Genomic DNA, 14,871 nt, shown 5'->3' on the forward strand with positions numbered 1-14,871 from the left:
TTTCGTATCTGTTCTTGCAGAAGGGGCTTGGTCAAAGGGAATGATATCATTCCCTTTGACCAAGCCCCTTCTGCATTACTTAATGATTCATCACTCAACACTGCCTACTCTTTTGCTTCCGACTTATACAATATCCCGTTTCGATTTGCATAGATGGCTGCCTGGGTGCGATCTGCAACCCCAAGCTTACTCAGAATATTACTCACATGGGTCTTGACGGTCTTGATCCCGATAAATAACTCTTGAGAAATTTCCTGATTCGTCATCCCTTCGCCCAAACATTTTAGAACATCCATTTCCCTTGAGGTAAGATCTTCATGAGGCATCTTTTCCTGAGGACGAAAACGATTCATCATTTTATCGGCTACTTTTGAGGCAATAACGGATTCACCTTTTACCGCTTTATAAACCGCTGCTGCTACTTCTTCGGCACTAGCCGTTTTCAATAAATAACTATGGGCACCCGCTTCAATGGCGGGAAACACTTTTTCATCATCATAATAGCTTGTCAGGATGATAATCTTACAGGATGGATGAAAAGATAGAATCTTCTTTGTAGCTTCAATTCCATTGCCATTCTCCATTAGTAAATCCATTAGTACTACATCAGGCATATAAAGCTTAGCAAGCTGGGCAGCTTCATTTCCACTCTTCGCTTCTCCAAGAAAGTCGATTCGTTCTTCAGTCAACAGATAGGTTTTCATACCCAAGCGCACCATTTCGTGATCATCTACAATCATAACTCCTATCTTATCCAATTGTGCTCTCCCCCTTTAAGTCAAACCGGAATCCTCAGATCGATATACGTTCCCTCTTTTTCTTTAGATCGAATCTGAAATAATCCTCCTATTTCCTCAGCCCGTTCCCTCATCGTCTGTAGACCGTAGGATGTCATCTTGCTTTCCTTCAAATCAAACCCTTTCCCGTTATCGCTTATGTACAGTGTAATATATCCTCCCTTTTTCTCCGTGGCAATCTTCACCTTTGTAGCCTCTGAGTGACGAAGGATATTAGAAAGGCTCTCCTGGATGATCCTGAACATATGCGTTTCGGTCCCTTTCGACAGATCTTCGATTCCCTCGAGGGTGGCATCGATTTCGATCTGCGTTTTTTCCTTCAATTCCTTTATCAATATGGATAACGCTTCCGCAAGACTTTCACCTCTTAAGTCGATGGGACGCAGATGAAGAAGAAGTGCTCTCATCTCACCTTGTGCTTTCCCTGCAATGTCAGCTACTTGCTTCACAATGATTGCTACTTTTTCAGAATCTTTACCAATGCTTTTTTGTGCCGCGGAAGAAAGCATATTTAACGCAAATAATTGCTGACTGACGGAATCATGCAGGTCCCTCGCAAGCCTTTGACGTTCTTCCATGACCGCAGCCTGATGGGCCTGATCAGCAAGTTCTGATTTTTCATCAGCTAGCCTCTGAAGTGATTTCACCTGTTCCTGAATGAATACGGCGAGCTGGTTCAACTCATCCGATAAAATCCCAAGCTCATCATGCTCAAACCGATCGACCCTTGCGGAGAATTTCCCACTTCGGAGTAGCGTGACGAAGGTAGATATATCATCGATCCTGCCTTTGAACGTATAGCCTGTACGAAATCCGAAATAAATGCTTAAAAACAGTAGAATGATTCCCATCCAGAGGGTCATATAAATCGAGAGTTCGAGAGATATACTCGGATCCTCTGATAAATACAGATAGACTTGCAGTGATATAAAGCACAATAGAATGGCCATGACGGACATCATTAAAAAACTTTTGAAGATCCAATTTCGAATATTTGAGGACTTTTCCAAGCTCTTCCCTCCTTATTACGAATTCGCTATCTCTATATACGGGTAATCCGTATCGACCCGATTTTCACATCGATAGATAGTTTGATTTTTTTACTTGCCTCTTCATATTCCGGTGAACGGTAATACAATTCTGATCGTATATCGGCAGATTTCTGATCAAACAACTTTACATCCCCCACCTGGACCTTAAGGGTGATTTCCACCGGTACATTTTCCGGTATGATCATCTTCACATCACCAATCCACCCTTTGATGCTAATAGGCGTTTCCCCTTCCGGAATGAAAGCCTTACTGAAATCGAAATAGTAATCTCCTATGGCATTATAAAGTCTCATATTTTCAAGAGGCCAATTTGGTTCGGCAAAGCGTACATCACCGACGATGAACCCCCTGTTGATTTTATTTTTCTTCTGCAGGATCTTCTCTCCCAACGGTTGATGTTCATCGTGTACTTCCGGGATCTCATCGAAAGGATACTCACTACTTATACTTACTTTGATCGGTTTATTCCTTACAACCCTGTGAATGGCGATGGCGATAATGAAAATCGGCCAAAGTTTCCACCAGTTTTCATAATCGAATTCGACCAAATCATACGCGTCCAGGATGATTAATGCCCCCAGCGCCAGACTAAACAACCCAAATAATAATTTTCCGAAGCTTTTCTTCAGAAAGCTGTCCACTGTCCACTTCAATCCCAGCAGTATGAACAAAATAGGAATAATATTGACAAATATCTGCGTTATTTCCAAGGAAATGACACCTATATTCAATAGTAATAACAACAACCCTATCACCATTAACAAAAATGAGAAAAACCATTGTTTTCTTCCTTTATACCTCATACGAGCACCACCTTCACATCACTTATTAGATTCGCTATTGTCCTTTGCAATTCCTGTTATTCCTTTCATTATAAAGTCATTCCCCCGATCGTTTGACGAGCATGGGCATGATTTCACCTCAGTCCACAGACGGAAAAATGTTTTCTTACTGAATCACACCTTACCTCCCTTTTCATAATCTATAGTACAGATCAGGGCAAACGCCTAAGGTTTGAGGAAGGATATATAGAGGAGGTTTTTTTCTGATGGGGATTGATCTAACGGCTCTTCATTGGATTTATTTGGTTTTCATAGGATTGATCATACTTTTTATGGTTTTCCGTAAAGACACAACGATTGTATGTATTCTGGGGATTTTTAGTATTGCCTTAGTGGCAACGGGTTCCTTAAGTGGATCGATCAGCAGCATATTTAATAGTTTCATATTTGCCATCACTGAATTGCTTTCTACGATTCTCGTCATTTCCATCATCGTTGCCATGAGTAAAGGACTGACGTCAACCGGGATAAATGATGTAATGATTCGGCCTTTCACCAGGTTCATTCGAACCCCTGCCCTAGCCTACTGGACCATTGGCCTGGTCATGATGTTCATCTCCTGGTTCTTCTGGCCATCTCCGGCAGTCGCTCTCTTAGGGGCTGTGTTGGTACCGGTCGCCTTGAGGGTAGGATTACCGGCACTTGGCATTGCCATGGCGATGAACTTATTCGGTCACGGAATCGCCCTTTCAGGGGACTTCGTCATACAGGCTGCACCTAAGCTGACTGCAGATGCTGCAGGTATTCCTGTTTCAGAGGTTATATCGGCAAGCATCCCTCTCATTATTGTCATGGGTGTCGTCACCACTGTTACGGCATTCATTTTCCTTAAACGGGATATGAAAAAAGGGATACTCAAGGTCGATCCCAGTTCACTGACGACTATTGAGCAAGGACAGGATTCTGCACTTGACCTGTTATCATCAGGATGGAAAAAGGTCATTGCGATTCTTATTCCGGTTTTGTTCGCCCTTGATATTACAGCCATGGTCCTCTTTGATCTTCAAGGCGGGGATGCAACAGCCCTCATCGGCGGAACGTCTATCGTCATTCTTCTCTTGATTTCATTGGCTGCGTATAAAGGAAAAGGATTGGAGAAAACTACCAGCTTCATGATAGACGGATTTCAATTCGGCTTCAAGGTATTTGGTCCAGTGATTCCGATTGCTGCTTTCTTCTATTTAGGGGATTCCGGATTCCAAACAATCATTGGCGATTTCCTCCCGTCGACGTCACATGGAATCGTAAATGATCTCGGGGCATCCCTCGCTGCCGCTGTCCCACTCTCAAAGGCAGTTGGTGCCATCACCCTGACATCAGTCGGTGCCATTACGGGACTTGATGGGTCGGGGTTCTCGGGAATATCTCTTGCTGGTTCCGTAGCCAATCTATTCGCAGAAAGCATCGGGTCCGGTATCGCCACTCTCACTGCCCTTGGGCAGGTGGCAGCCATCTGGGTCGGTGGTGGCACCCTTGTCCCATGGGCACTAATACCTGCAGCCGCTATCTGCGGAGTCGACCCATTCGAACTCGCCAGACGAAACCTGCTCCCCGTTGTCATCGGTTTAATCGCCACTACAATCGTGGCTATGTTTTTAATCTAAATATTAAGGGACGGACCTTGGGTTTAAAGGTCCGTCCCTCCTAGTTTCCTGGTCTCTTCTCGTATAGGAATATACATAGTACAAAAAAGGAGTATCCAAGCAGGAAACCGGCGGCAACATCCGACGGATAGTGGGCCTGTTCCACTACTCGGCTAAAGCCTGTAAATAGAGAAATGATCACTGCAAAGGTGAAAATCATAATCTTCATTCCGACTGAAGAAAGCTCTTTACTGATGAAATAAGCGATAACCAGTAAGAAAACCAACCCAACCATGGCATGACCGCTCGGAAAGCTGAACCCCTCTTCTCCATGAGAAAAAGGCGGTCTTTCACGTCCCATCAAGCCTTTGATCAGTTTATTCAATACGTTGCTTCCCGCTACCAACACTACAACGGTGATGATTCCGACAAAGTCCTTCTTGACCCACCAAAGAAATAAAATTAATGCAATGGATCCAATACCTATGACCATCTCAGTTCCAATCACTGAAAACAGTTTCAGAAAATGCAGTTTGTTCATATTCGTCAGCAAGTACTCTTCTCCGATTATGTCCATTTCGTGATAAACAAAATGAGCGATGGTCATAAACAATACAAATGAGATAATAGCTGTTATGTAATGTATTTTCTTCATCAAATTCCCCCTTATTTCATTATAATTAATCACTTCTACCTGCATGATTAGTGTTATAATATTCGTAATATTCACCAAACATTAGGAGGTTCTGCACTTGCTGAATGAATTATATCAGAAATTAGATGAACGTTGGATTGAAATGGTTAAAATCAGGAGATTCCTTCATCAACATCCGGAATTGTCCTTCCAGGAAAAAAACACGGCAAAGTATATTGCAGATTATTACAAAGACATCGGCATCCCCGTTAAGGAACAAGTCGGCGGAAACGGTGTCGTAGCGAGGATTGAAGGTGCTCTCCCAGGCAAGACCGTAGCTCTCCGTGCAGACTTCGATGCCCTTCCCATCCAGGATGAAAAGGATGTGGAATATCGCTCCACCGTCCCGGGCGTCATGCATGCTTGTGGACACGACGGACATACTGCCACACTGCTTGTACTCGGGAAAACCCTTCATCAAATGCGTGATACCCTATCAGGAACGGTGGTCCTCATTCATCAACACGCGGAAGAATATGCGCCAGGCGGGGCAAAGTCCATGATCGATGCAGGCTGCCTTGACGGAGTGGATGTCATTTTCGGAACCCATTTATGGGCTACAGAACCGCTTGGGAAGGTACTTTACCGGACAGGTCCGATCATGGCTGCAGCCGACCGTTTTGAAATCGTGATCAAGGGATCCGGGGGGCATGGGGCACAGCCTCATAAAACAAAGGATTCCATTGTGATCGGTTCTCAAATCGTTTCAGAGCTCCAGCAGATTGTCAGCAGAAGAGTGAACCCAATTGACCCTGCCGTCGTGACGATCGGCTCATTTATGGCCGATAATGCATTCAATGTCATAGCTGATTCAGCTAAGTTGATCGGTACCGTCCGCACTTTTAATCCGGAAGTAAGGGACTTTATCGAAGAAGAAATCGAGCAGATCCTGAAAGGTGCGTGCATTTCTGGCCGCTGTGAATATGAATATGTGTATGACCGTGGGTATCCTGCGGTTGTCAATCATTCCGAGGAGACGGAACTATTCATCCAAAGTTCCGATTTAGTGGATGAAGTCCATACCGTGGAAGAAATCGAAATGCAAATGGGCGGTGAAGATTTCGCTTTTTACTTGGAACATGTGAAAGGTACCTTCTTCTTTACAGGAGCCAAGCCTGATCATGTGGATGTTGCCTTCCCTCACCACCATCCTAAATTCGATATCAATGAAAAAGCGCTGTTGATTGCTGCAAAGTCACTTGCAAGTGCCACACTTCACTTTCAAGAGAAACATGCCGTATCAGAAACAGTGCAGAAATAACCCAAAAAGGAACGGGCACATGCACCCGTTCCTTTCTTCTTAATAAAAACGATGGTTCTGTTCAATTTTACTGACTACCAATACCCACCAGATCAAGAGTGGCTGGAATAATAATCTGATCCAAAGCAGCAGTTGATTCGCTTCTTCCTGTCCAGGTGCAGGAATGCCTTTAATCGCTGCGTATATATTTGCAGGAAAGACAAGGACTAAGTATATTGCCGTTACAATTCCTGTTTTTTCACGGGTTTTAGGAATCAGTAATAATACAGCCAGGATAAATTCAATGATCCCTGTGATGTAAACAAGCTCTTCTCTTAAAGGAATGAAAGCTGGGATCATTTCCGCAAATCCCCGAGCTTCGATAAAATGAAATACGCCTGCTAAAAAGAAAAAGAAGGAAAATAATATGAGCCCAGCGATCTTCAGTGCTTTTTTCTTTTTATTCATCTATTACTCACCTCACAATGCAACTCTACTTTTTCACTATACACGAAGTCATGCCGAAAATAAAAAAATGGATCTGACATCGGCATGAACAAAAAAAATCGACCATGAAGGCCGACCTTCTTTCCGATACTATTCTAATTCATTAAAGAAGCGAATCCGATAAGCAAATTTTGCCACCTCACCAAGCTGATCCAACAGCTGATAATTCGCATAAGCTCCCACCACTGCCCCGACGCCCGGGATGAGCTGGAGCATTTTCACAAAATCGATGTAATCCCGGTATTCCTGTTGAAAGGTTTTCCAATCAAGTTCCTTCAGCTTTTCTTTTTCTTCCTCCCAATTTTCTATTATACGAAGAACTTCCTTCTTGTGAGAATCACTTGAAAATGCAAGCTGAAAGACATACAGCAGGAATAAACGTTCCTCGTATTGTTTCGGGTCATACCCATGGATCAGGGAGCATTCGCTTAAGAACTTCATTTTAATGGATAAGAGCAGCGGAAAATCTGCCAATCCAAGGAAGATTCCGCCGGCACCGGTACCTGCCCCTTCAATCGTTGCAGCCTTCCGGTAAAATTCCAATCGCTCTTTCATCAGAGCTTCCCGTTCCAAAAGGCCCGGCATACACGCAATTGTGTGGAGGGAAACCCATTCGCTCCCTTTTAACGTTACCTGCACCATTTTCTTGATGCTTTCGGTTACCACTTTATGGGCTTTTTCGGGTATCCATTGATTCACTTTCGTTTGCGCCTGTTTGGAGACCCTCTGAAAAATGGACGATTTCCTTATATATCTACGTTTCCAGGACTCGAGTTCTTCTCTTTCATGGTTCACTTTAGAACCACCATCCTTTTTTATTTGCCTTCACTCATTATACGTTCATCTTACTGCTGCCGTTTCACTAAAACAGGGTTTCCTCCATTTTCTTTAACCGCTGCACCACGTAGAAGTGACTGAAGAAGATGGAAAAGGTCAAACCGGCAAGCAGTGTGATCAGCCCCGGAAGCCATTCTCCTCTAATAAAGAGTGGCAGAGAAAAGATAATTGCCTGAATCATCATCGACTGACTCATGATTTTCTGAAAGGATGTTTTTTTCAATTCTCTTGATACAGGATAAATGAGCACCCATATCTTATAATCAAAACGTTTGAATAAAGGGATCATTTGAAAAGCCGTCAAATATAGAAACACCAGGGCCGTAAGAATACTGAAGATGAATGATGCATTTGAATAAATCAACAATACTCCTATAAGGGTCAATCGAATATATAGACCTGAGTATTCACTTGTTCTTACAAGCGCCCGAAGATATAAATAGCGATACGTTGACGCTTGCGAAAATGGAGCCTTCACAAGCCAATCAAGCCATTTTCTTCTGTGGACCTTCCCTTTCAGTTTCGGTACATCTGTAAACATATTGGCAATCCGATAAAAGATCAGCATACGCTGCTCTTCAAGATTGATCAACAAGTCCCATTTAAGATTTTTTTCCTTCGTGGATTGATGAAAATAAAATGCATATACGAGCATCAATATTGCCACAACGATGGTCATCCATAGGACAGCTCCTGATAAAACAAGGAAAACAAGTGCACCGCTCAACAAAAAGCGGACCAGACTATCGATCCAATGGGCTTCCTTTTCTTGAAACTTTAGCATGAACCAGCGAACATAAAGGTTCCACACCTTAATGGCCAGGATTAGGGCAAGCAATGGAAAGAAGCTTGAGAAGCTACTGCCTGATACCGCAACATACATAGGCATGAGAGCTGCCAGCACTAGCAATTGTATATATGATTGAAACATGAAGCTAATCCAGATGCATTTGTTAAAATAGCTTGTTAATCGTCCCTCCAAAGGCAATAGAAATACAGCATCCGCTTCCCGGAGGAATGTGTATACCGGACTCCAAGCCAATAAGAGCCCAAGTACGAGAGCCATGATCAAAGGTGCAGGAAAAGTGGGATCAAGAGTCTTCACCCATTGATTATATGTAAATGCCGCACCTCCCAAAGCAAAGATCAGCACGAATAACAAATGGTCATTGAACATGTACTTCAAATACTTCTGAAGCTCCTGGTTATACTCTACAACCCGTTTCTTCCAGATGCTTTCCACATTATTCATCATGGGTTTCTTCCTTTGTCAGCTGGATATAGATATCATCTAATGTTGCCTCAGGCATGGCAAACTCCCTCTGAAGCTCATGAAGCGTACCCTTTGCCCGGATTTCCCCTTCATGAAGGATGATGAAAGAATCGCAATATCTTTCTGCCGTTGCGAGTATGTGGGTCGACATAAGGATGCCTGCCCCGTTCTTTTTCATTTCCTGCATCCAGTCAAGCAATGACTGAATCCCGAGTGGATCCAAACCTACAAAAGGTTCGTCGATAATGTAGAGTCTTGGCTCGATAAGAAACGCGCACATGATCATAACCTTTTGTTTCATCCCTTTTGAAAAATGGGCAGGGAACCAGCTCATTTTCTTCTCCATCCGAAAAGCCTTTAGAAGCTTATCGATTCTTCCTTTATATTCGGACTCTGACAGCCCATATGCCATCGCCGCAAGCTTCAAGTGTTCCTCCAGTGTTAATTCATCATATAAAATCGGTGTTTCAGGTATGTATGAGAATTGCTTGCGGTATTGGTCGGCATCCCGCTTCAATGTATGTCCATTGATGGAGACCTCACCTTGCTTTGCCTCCATCAGACCAATGATATGTTTAATGGTCGTACTCTTCCCCGCTCCATTCAACCCGATCAACCCGACAATTTCATTCGATTGTATCGAGAATGAAATATCCTTCAATACCGGCTTCCTTGTATAACCGCCGACAAGATTCTTGATTTCTAATAATGACACGAGCAGCAACGTCCTTTCTCTTCAACGTATTATTTCTATTTTACCAAAATTTCAGGGTGAAGGCATGTTTTAATAAGGCTGTTTTCGTAACCATTGTTGCTTTTGGATGTAGCGAGTGGCGGTTGATTTCCGATATGACAGAGCAGAGCACCCACAAACCTCTGTCCACAAGAATTTATGCGAAAACAGCCTTTAAATAAAGTAACTTTCCATATTTTAGAATTCATAACCATCCTGCCTTCTGCACAACATAATATCAGAAGGGGCCAGCAATAAGAAAAAGGGGATGGTTGTTAAAGACCAGCTAACCGATTTCACTATTGTTTGCGACTTGAAGGATTCGTCGTCTTCTATAGTGAATGACACACTCACCATATTCATTTGATCAAAAAATTGATAAATGAGGTGTTTGTTAAAGCACATTTTGACTGAATCAACTTACTTTAGTAGCTTACCTTAGCTTATTAGATAAGGGGATGGTCAGTTTGCACAGAGTCATTCATGTTACCAGCGATTTACACATATCATCCTTATAGCAAATGAGGTGTTTGTCCAAGACGGCATACAGATTCTATTGTCTTAATTGCTTAAATAGCGAAAAGATAAGGGGATGGTCGCATTGAACAATTTTCATTCTAACCCAGAATGGTACACTTTTCGAAGCTACTAGCGAATGAGGTGTTTATCAAAGAGAATGAAGCCTGACATTTAAACCTTTACAGTATTACCCCTTCTAAGAAGAGAGGCAGGAAAATCGTTCCTGTCTCTTCTTCATTTATTGTCCTATTAATGATAAAATACATACACCATTACTGAAAGGTGGAAATGATTATGAGTGATTGTATTTTTTGTAAAATCATCGATGGAGAAATTCCGGCAATGAAGGTCTACGAAGATGATCACGTCCTTGCTTTTCTTGACATCAGCCAGGTGACGAAAGGTCATACTCTCCTTATTCCTAAGGTACATAAAGAAAATGTATATGAACTGACACCGGATATCGCAAGCCACCTCTTTTCTGTTGCACCGAAGATCGCAAACAGCATCAAGGCTGAATTCAATCCGGTTGGAATGAACCTGTTAAGCAATGCAGGTGAAGAAGCGGGACAATCCGTCTTCCATTTCCACATGCATTTCATTCCACGCTATGGAAATGGCGATGGCTTCGGAGCCGTTTGGAAAACCCACAATGACGATTACAATCAAGAAGATTTGAAAGAGATTGCAGATTCCATCGCACAGCACCTATCATAAATTCGACAGCCCGCACCCTTATCGATGAAGGATGCGGGTGTTTTTTCAGAAAATTAAATCTTTGACACCCATTCACTATGTGTTATAATGTACCTATCTTTTCGCTGATGGCAACAGTGCACATCAGGAGAAGCAAAATACAAAGTATAGTTTAGTTGAGGAGAGATGAGAAATGAATACAAAAACACTTGTATCCCTATCCTTATTAGTAGGGATCGGGGCTGTCCTGCACACAGTGATCCCGGGAATTTTCTTAGGAATGAAACCGGACATGATGCTGACGATGATGTTCTTAGGCATTATCCTGTTTCCGGCAAAGAAAAACGTATTGCTATTAGGTTTATTAACAGGAGTCATCTCAGGACTGACAACACAGTTCCCTGGAGGATTCTTACCAAACCTGATAGACAAGCCGGTTACGGCATTCGTTTTTTACGGATTATTCCTTGCTACAAAGAAGATTACCCGTTCATTAGTAGGCGCTTCTGTTCTAACCGCTATCGGTACACTCGTATCAGGAAGTATATTCTTACTTTCTGCATATATCATCGTTGGTCTGCCTGGAGCTTTCTTCGCTCTATTCGCAGCTGTCGTACTTCCGGCAACACTTGTGAATGCTGGAGCGATGTTCGTTGTGTATCCGATCATCAACGGTATCTTAAAACGTTCATCCATTCGGGAAGCTGTCACAACCGAACAGCTATCCTAATAGAAATAGAAAAGCCCTCCGGCTTGTGCATTGTCACTGGCCGGGGGGCTTTTTTCTATTAACCTGCCGCAAACCAGAACAGGATTCCTATCAGAAAGGTGATCAAGCCACCGGAGCCCATAATGGTAGCGCGCTTTTTCAAAATATTCTTAGGAGGATACATACCAGGTCTTTGGATACTGACAAAGTTATACACCATGCTTAAAAATAAGACGACACTGAGAGCAAAGAAACCAAAGATTATTCCGTCCATTCTTTTAGAACCTCCCCCTCTCACCACTCCTTACCTTTATTTTTATGCTGTCAAGTGGAGGGTTATGAACCGACTTGTTTCAATCTGCTTCAAAAGGGAAAAGGAAAATACATACTGATTGTAGAAGTATAGTATTATAGAAATAGAAGAACGAGGTGAAAACATAATGAACAAAAAATCCTTAGCATACGGATTATTGATCGGCGGGGTGGTCGGAGGAGTCGCTTCTCTTCTTACATCTCCCTCATCCGGTAAAGAGATCCGTGCACAAATCAAAGACAAGAAAGACGATTGGACGGGAGTCATCGAAGAAATGAAAGTCCATATCAGTGAATTGAAAGAGTCCATTGGGACATTGTCCCAGGAAGGAAAAGAAACCGTCCTTCAGCTTTCCAAGGACCTTCAGGCATCCTTCAAACAGTGGCAGGCTTCAACTGAGCCCAATAATCAACGTCTTCAGGAAGAAATCCAAAGTATCCAGAAAACCATTGAAGAGCTGGAAAATTCCATTAACTCAGCCAATACTCCGAATCAATAATGGTATCCCCCGTTTAGCCTCACTCCATTTTGGATGAAAGGCTTGCGGGGAATTCTTTTTTTATTAACTATGATTTTTTTCAATATAGTGATTCCCCCTTTAAATCCCGTCCTTACAGCATTCGAACGTCTTTCTCTTTCTGTTTTACGATAGATACACCCACCAGAAATTATATACTTCGAAAAATTTTGTCAATTTAGCCTTTATTAATTATTACTTTATTGGCATAATAAAATATAAGCGCTTTCTTTTTTGATAATCGTTAAGGCGTATCCTTTGGAACTGCTTACAACGGGACAAATTCAGAACAGCTTATATTAAAAAAAGATTTTCTAGCAAAGTGGGTGAATGAGATGAAGGAAAGAGAATTTACTTTGAAAGAGGCTATGCTCTTCAGTCAAAGAATGGCCCAGCTTAGCAAAGCGTTGTGGAAAGCCATTGAAAAGGATTGGCAGCAGTGGATCAAGCCATATGACCTGAATATCAACGAACATCATATTCTCTGGATTGCGTATCATTTAAAGGGAGCTTCCATTTCAGACGTGGCTAAATTCGGGGTAATGCATGTATCAACAGCTTTTAACTTCTCAAAGAAATTAGAAGAACGGGAACTTCTGGAGTTTTCCAAACGGGAGAATGATAAGCGGAATACGTATATTCAACTGACGGATAAAGGGGAGAAAATCCTCCTCGATTCAATGAAGAATTATCAGCCTGAAAGTCACTCTATCTTCCAGGGGGTGTCTCCTCTACGGGAGTTATACGGAAAGTTTCCTGAAATGATCGAAATGATGACCGTCGTCCGGAATATTTACGGAAATGACTTTATGGAAATATTCGAAAAATCTTTTCACAATATAGAAAATGATTTTTCTGATGATAATGGTAAGCTCAGTGAACTTTTTGAAGATGAGGAAGAACTGGCTTAAATTATAAGCTCTTCCTCAATTGGTACATCAAAGTGGGGTAAATGTTTTGAACAAGGCAGCTTTGGACAACTTCATGCACATCGAGCTTTGCATGAAGTCCTTCTTCAAATTCCTTAAAAAGCGGAGTATTGTACACGAATCCTTCCGCTTTTTGTTTTTTAAGCTTCATGCTCAATCTATCACAAGTAACGAAGAACTCCCCCACTTCCTTCTCCGACAGTCCGCTACGGATAATTAACCTGTGAAAAGGGAATCCATTTTCAGGTATCATTTCAGCCATCAACCTTTGATGATACTCAAGTTTCTCTAGTCGTTTCATTAGTTCGTCCATATTCATCACCCACAAAATTTCTCATACTCTTATTGTACAAAACTATAACATACCTGTCGCCTCAAATACCCCTCAAAAAATAAGAAAAAAACCTTCCAAAATGTATTGATTTTTTCCGGCAATCGTAATAAAGTATGTAAAGCACTTAATTAACCACTATTCGTCTAATGGAGGCGATTTTTTTATGCATTGCTGGAAAACAATCAATCTGGAAAAACAATTTGGGTTTTACCGAGTCTTTTTACTTTCTTCCATTATCATGATGATGGTATTCTCATTAATATACGTACCAATTAATTTACTATTTCCGAGTTCATTCTATGATAATCACTTCCTTGGATTCTTCGTGGGATTGATGAGCATATATCCATTGCATAAATTTTTTCACATCGTGCCAATACTGCCCTTTGTGAAGAAAATAAAATGCAAATGCAACCGTAAAATGTATTTCTTGCCGATCCTGTCGATTAGAGTGGATCAGCCGATATCAAAATACCGTTACCTGGTCGCGCTGGTGGCCCCGTTCTTTGTCTTAAACAGTATATTGTTATATGGGTGCTTTCATTTTCCACATTACTCGCATTACTTTACGATGCTCCTTGCCTTTCATTCAGGAATCTGTGCCATTGACTTTATTTATGCAAGGCAATTGATGAACTCACCTAAGAATGCATTGATCGAAGAAAATGAAGACGGTTATGAAATATTGATTTATCAGTAAGGATGATGGATGGCCATTGAGGGGCACTCTCGATGGAAGAAGTCATCCTTCTCATTTTTTATGACGCATTCACACTTGGCCGCTTCTTCCGGCGTGAATCTTGTATATGCGAAAAAAGCTTCATTTACAAGAACCAGGCAACACTCTTGCTACCATTTAGGGAAATAATTTGGTAATGTATAGTCTATAGGAGATAACGGGGAGGGGTTTGGATGATCTCCATGTTTTTAGTGTTTGCAGTTTTCATCTTATTTTATATAAATAAAATGACAAACGCATTATGTTTACAAAAAGAAATACCTGAAGAGCGCCAACCTAAGGTGTTTAGAACCATCAATATCCTAATCACCATACTACTGGTCTCTTCGTATATAGAAATTCTGTTTACATAGAAGGAAGAAAAGCGGAGGCGGCTTGGGCAGCCCCGACAAGCATAACTGGGAAATCCCTGAAGGCGCTCTTTGCCTTTGGGGATTTTTCAGTTATGACCTCGAGGGGCTAGCCGCCGGAGCTGGACAATCAAAAGCGGAGGCGGCTCGTTTAGAGGCGACAAGCATAAGGTGACCCTACCGGAAAGGCGCTCTTTGCCTTTTTGG

General features: G+C 42.0%; 18 protein-coding genes. 8 read left to right on the forward strand and 10 right to left on the reverse strand.

What is annotated here, in order from left to right; genetic code table 11:
- Nucleotides 1-104: 104 nt before the first annotated feature.
- From KYJ26_RS01865 to liaF, 3 genes are read right to left on the reverse strand one after another with little or no spacing between them, the layout of a single operon-like run.
- Nucleotides 105-758, reverse strand: a complete 654-nt coding sequence (locus KYJ26_RS01865) for a response regulator transcription factor (protein ID WP_307513410.1) — start codon at nt 756-758, stop codon at nt 105-107.
- A 20-nt stretch (nt 759-778) separates the two neighbouring features.
- The gene (locus KYJ26_RS01870; RefSeq protein WP_257474847.1) at nt 779-1,807 is read right to left on the reverse strand and encodes a sensor histidine kinase; all 1,029 of its coding nucleotides are present in this window, start codon (nt 1,805-1,807) and stop codon (nt 779-781) included.
- Between the two features lie 32 nt (nt 1,808-1,839).
- A complete protein-coding gene (gene liaF, locus KYJ26_RS01875) occupies nt 1,840-2,652 on the reverse strand; it encodes a cell wall-active antibiotics response protein LiaF (RefSeq protein WP_219165663.1) in 813 nt (270 codons plus the stop codon).
- Between the two features lie 245 nt (nt 2,653-2,897).
- Here liaF and KYJ26_RS01880 point away from each other — a divergent pair, with 245 nt between their 5' ends.
- Nucleotides 2,898-4,295: a hypothetical protein gene (locus tag KYJ26_RS01880; RefSeq protein ID WP_219165664.1), complete on the forward strand. Its 1,398-nt coding sequence runs from the start codon at nt 2,898-2,900 to the stop codon at nt 4,293-4,295.
- 40 nt (nt 4,296-4,335) lie between these two features.
- On the opposite strand, the gene KYJ26_RS01885 is transcribed toward KYJ26_RS01880, so the two are convergent.
- Complete coding sequence (locus KYJ26_RS01885) at nt 4,336-4,929, reverse strand: phosphatase PAP2 family protein (RefSeq protein ID WP_219165665.1); 594 nt, start codon at nt 4,927-4,929, stop codon at nt 4,336-4,338.
- A 97-nt stretch (nt 4,930-5,026) separates the two neighbouring features.
- Between KYJ26_RS01885 and KYJ26_RS01890 the strand changes: the two genes are divergently transcribed.
- A complete protein-coding gene (locus KYJ26_RS01890; protein ID WP_307513413.1) occupies nt 5,027-6,229 on the forward strand; it encodes a M20 family metallopeptidase in 1,203 nt (400 codons plus the stop codon).
- A 39-nt stretch (nt 6,230-6,268) separates the two neighbouring features.
- Here the strand turns inward: KYJ26_RS01890 and KYJ26_RS01895 are convergent, their stop codons facing one another.
- From KYJ26_RS01895 to KYJ26_RS01910, 4 genes are all read right to left on the reverse strand, one after another.
- Nucleotides 6,269-6,676, reverse strand: coding sequence for a DoxX family protein (locus KYJ26_RS01895; protein ID WP_219165666.1), 408 nt, complete (start codon nt 6,674-6,676; stop codon nt 6,269-6,271).
- Between the two features lie 129 nt (nt 6,677-6,805).
- Nucleotides 6,806-7,510, reverse strand: a complete 705-nt coding sequence (locus KYJ26_RS01900; protein WP_219165667.1) for an EcsC family protein — start codon at nt 7,508-7,510, stop codon at nt 6,806-6,808.
- A 67-nt stretch (nt 7,511-7,577) separates the two neighbouring features.
- Nucleotides 7,578-8,807 carry an ABC transporter permease gene (locus KYJ26_RS01905; protein ID WP_257474848.1) on the reverse strand — a complete coding sequence of 410 codons (1,230 nt, stop codon included), beginning with the start codon at nt 8,805-8,807 and terminating at the stop codon, nt 7,578-7,580.
- Nucleotides 8,797-9,540 carry an ABC transporter ATP-binding protein gene (locus KYJ26_RS01910; protein WP_219165668.1) on the reverse strand — a complete coding sequence of 248 codons (744 nt, stop codon included), beginning with the start codon at nt 9,538-9,540 and terminating at the stop codon, nt 8,797-8,799. Before KYJ26_RS01910 ends, KYJ26_RS01905 begins: the two co-directional genes overlap by 11 nt.
- An 831-nt stretch (nt 9,541-10,371) precedes the next feature.
- On the opposite strand from KYJ26_RS01910, the gene KYJ26_RS01915 reads away from it, so the two are divergent.
- Entirely contained in the window at nt 10,372-10,794 is a 423-nt protein-coding gene (locus KYJ26_RS01915; RefSeq protein WP_219165669.1) for an HIT family protein, read from the forward strand.
- 172 nt (nt 10,795-10,966) lie between these two features.
- Nucleotides 10,967-11,503, forward strand: coding sequence for a tryptophan transporter (locus KYJ26_RS01920; RefSeq protein WP_219165670.1), 537 nt, complete (start codon nt 10,967-10,969; stop codon nt 11,501-11,503).
- Nucleotides 11,504-11,561: 58 nt separating this feature from the next.
- Here KYJ26_RS01920 and KYJ26_RS01925 read toward each other — a convergent pair whose 3' ends face one another.
- Complete coding sequence (locus tag KYJ26_RS01925; RefSeq protein ID WP_219165671.1) at nt 11,562-11,756, reverse strand: membrane protein YhzF; 195 nt, start codon at nt 11,754-11,756, stop codon at nt 11,562-11,564.
- A gap of 166 nt (nt 11,757-11,922) precedes the next feature.
- Here KYJ26_RS01925 and KYJ26_RS01930 point away from each other — a divergent pair, with 166 nt between their 5' ends.
- Nucleotides 11,923-12,294, forward strand: coding sequence for a YtxH domain-containing protein (locus KYJ26_RS01930; RefSeq protein WP_219165672.1), 372 nt, complete (start codon nt 11,923-11,925; stop codon nt 12,292-12,294).
- A gap of 353 nt (nt 12,295-12,647) precedes the next feature.
- Nucleotides 12,648-13,223, forward strand: a complete 576-nt coding sequence (locus tag KYJ26_RS01935; RefSeq protein ID WP_219165673.1) for an HTH-type transcriptional regulator Hpr — start codon at nt 12,648-12,650, stop codon at nt 13,221-13,223.
- A gap of 1 nt (nt 13,224) precedes the next feature.
- Here KYJ26_RS01935 and KYJ26_RS01940 read toward each other — a convergent pair whose 3' ends face one another.
- Nucleotides 13,225-13,554, reverse strand: a complete 330-nt coding sequence (locus KYJ26_RS01940) for a DUF1878 family protein (protein ID WP_219165674.1) — start codon at nt 13,552-13,554, stop codon at nt 13,225-13,227.
- Between the two features lie 184 nt (nt 13,555-13,738).
- Between KYJ26_RS01940 and KYJ26_RS01945 the strand changes: the two genes are divergently transcribed.
- Nucleotides 13,739-14,275 (forward strand): DUF3267 domain-containing protein, encoded by a 537-nt coding sequence (locus tag KYJ26_RS01945; RefSeq protein WP_219165675.1) that lies wholly within the window; start codon nt 13,739-13,741, stop codon nt 14,273-14,275.
- A gap of 212 nt (nt 14,276-14,487) precedes the next feature.
- Complete coding sequence (locus KYJ26_RS23845) at nt 14,488-14,667, forward strand: hypothetical protein (protein WP_034763303.1); 180 nt, start codon at nt 14,488-14,490, stop codon at nt 14,665-14,667.
- Nucleotides 14,668-14,871: the final 204 nt, after the last annotated feature.

The sequence above is a fragment of the Rossellomorea orangium genome (assembly GCF_019334305.1).
Lineage (GTDB): Bacteria > Bacillota > Bacilli > Bacillales > Bacillaceae_B > Rossellomorea.

Bases quoted from the DNA above. Each gene is read 5' to 3' on its own strand.
- liaF (WP_219165663.1), bottom strand. From the start codon at position 2,652: ATGAGGTATAAAGGAAGAAAACAATGGTTTTTCTCATTTTTGTTAATG.
- KYJ26_RS01880 (WP_219165664.1), top strand. From the start codon at position 2,898: ATGGGGATTGATCTAACGGCTCTTCATTGGATTTATTTGGTTTTCATA.
- KYJ26_RS01885 (WP_219165665.1), bottom strand. From the start codon at position 4,929: ATGAAGAAAATACATTACATAACAGCTATTATCTCATTTGTATTGTTT.
- KYJ26_RS01895 (WP_219165666.1), bottom strand. From the start codon at position 6,676: ATGAATAAAAAGAAAAAAGCACTGAAGATCGCTGGGCTCATATTATTT.
- KYJ26_RS01905 (WP_257474848.1), bottom strand. From the start codon at position 8,807: ATGATGAATAATGTGGAAAGCATCTGGAAGAAACGGGTTGTAGAGTAT.
- KYJ26_RS01915 (WP_219165669.1), top strand. From the start codon at position 10,372: ATGAGTGATTGTATTTTTTGTAAAATCATCGATGGAGAAATTCCGGCA.
- KYJ26_RS01920 (WP_219165670.1), top strand. From the start codon at position 10,967: ATGAATACAAAAACACTTGTATCCCTATCCTTATTAGTAGGGATCGGG.
- KYJ26_RS01925 (WP_219165671.1), bottom strand. From the start codon at position 11,756: ATGGACGGAATAATCTTTGGTTTCTTTGCTCTCAGTGTCGTCTTATTT.
- KYJ26_RS01930 (WP_219165672.1), top strand. From the start codon at position 11,923: ATGAACAAAAAATCCTTAGCATACGGATTATTGATCGGCGGGGTGGTC.
- KYJ26_RS01935 (WP_219165673.1), top strand. From the start codon at position 12,648: ATGAAGGAAAGAGAATTTACTTTGAAAGAGGCTATGCTCTTCAGTCAA.
- KYJ26_RS01940 (WP_219165674.1), bottom strand. From the start codon at position 13,554: ATGGACGAACTAATGAAACGACTAGAGAAACTTGAGTATCATCAAAGG.
- KYJ26_RS01945 (WP_219165675.1), top strand. From the start codon at position 13,739: ATGCATTGCTGGAAAACAATCAATCTGGAAAAACAATTTGGGTTTTAC.
- KYJ26_RS23845 (WP_034763303.1), top strand. From the start codon at position 14,488: ATGATCTCCATGTTTTTAGTGTTTGCAGTTTTCATCTTATTTTATATA.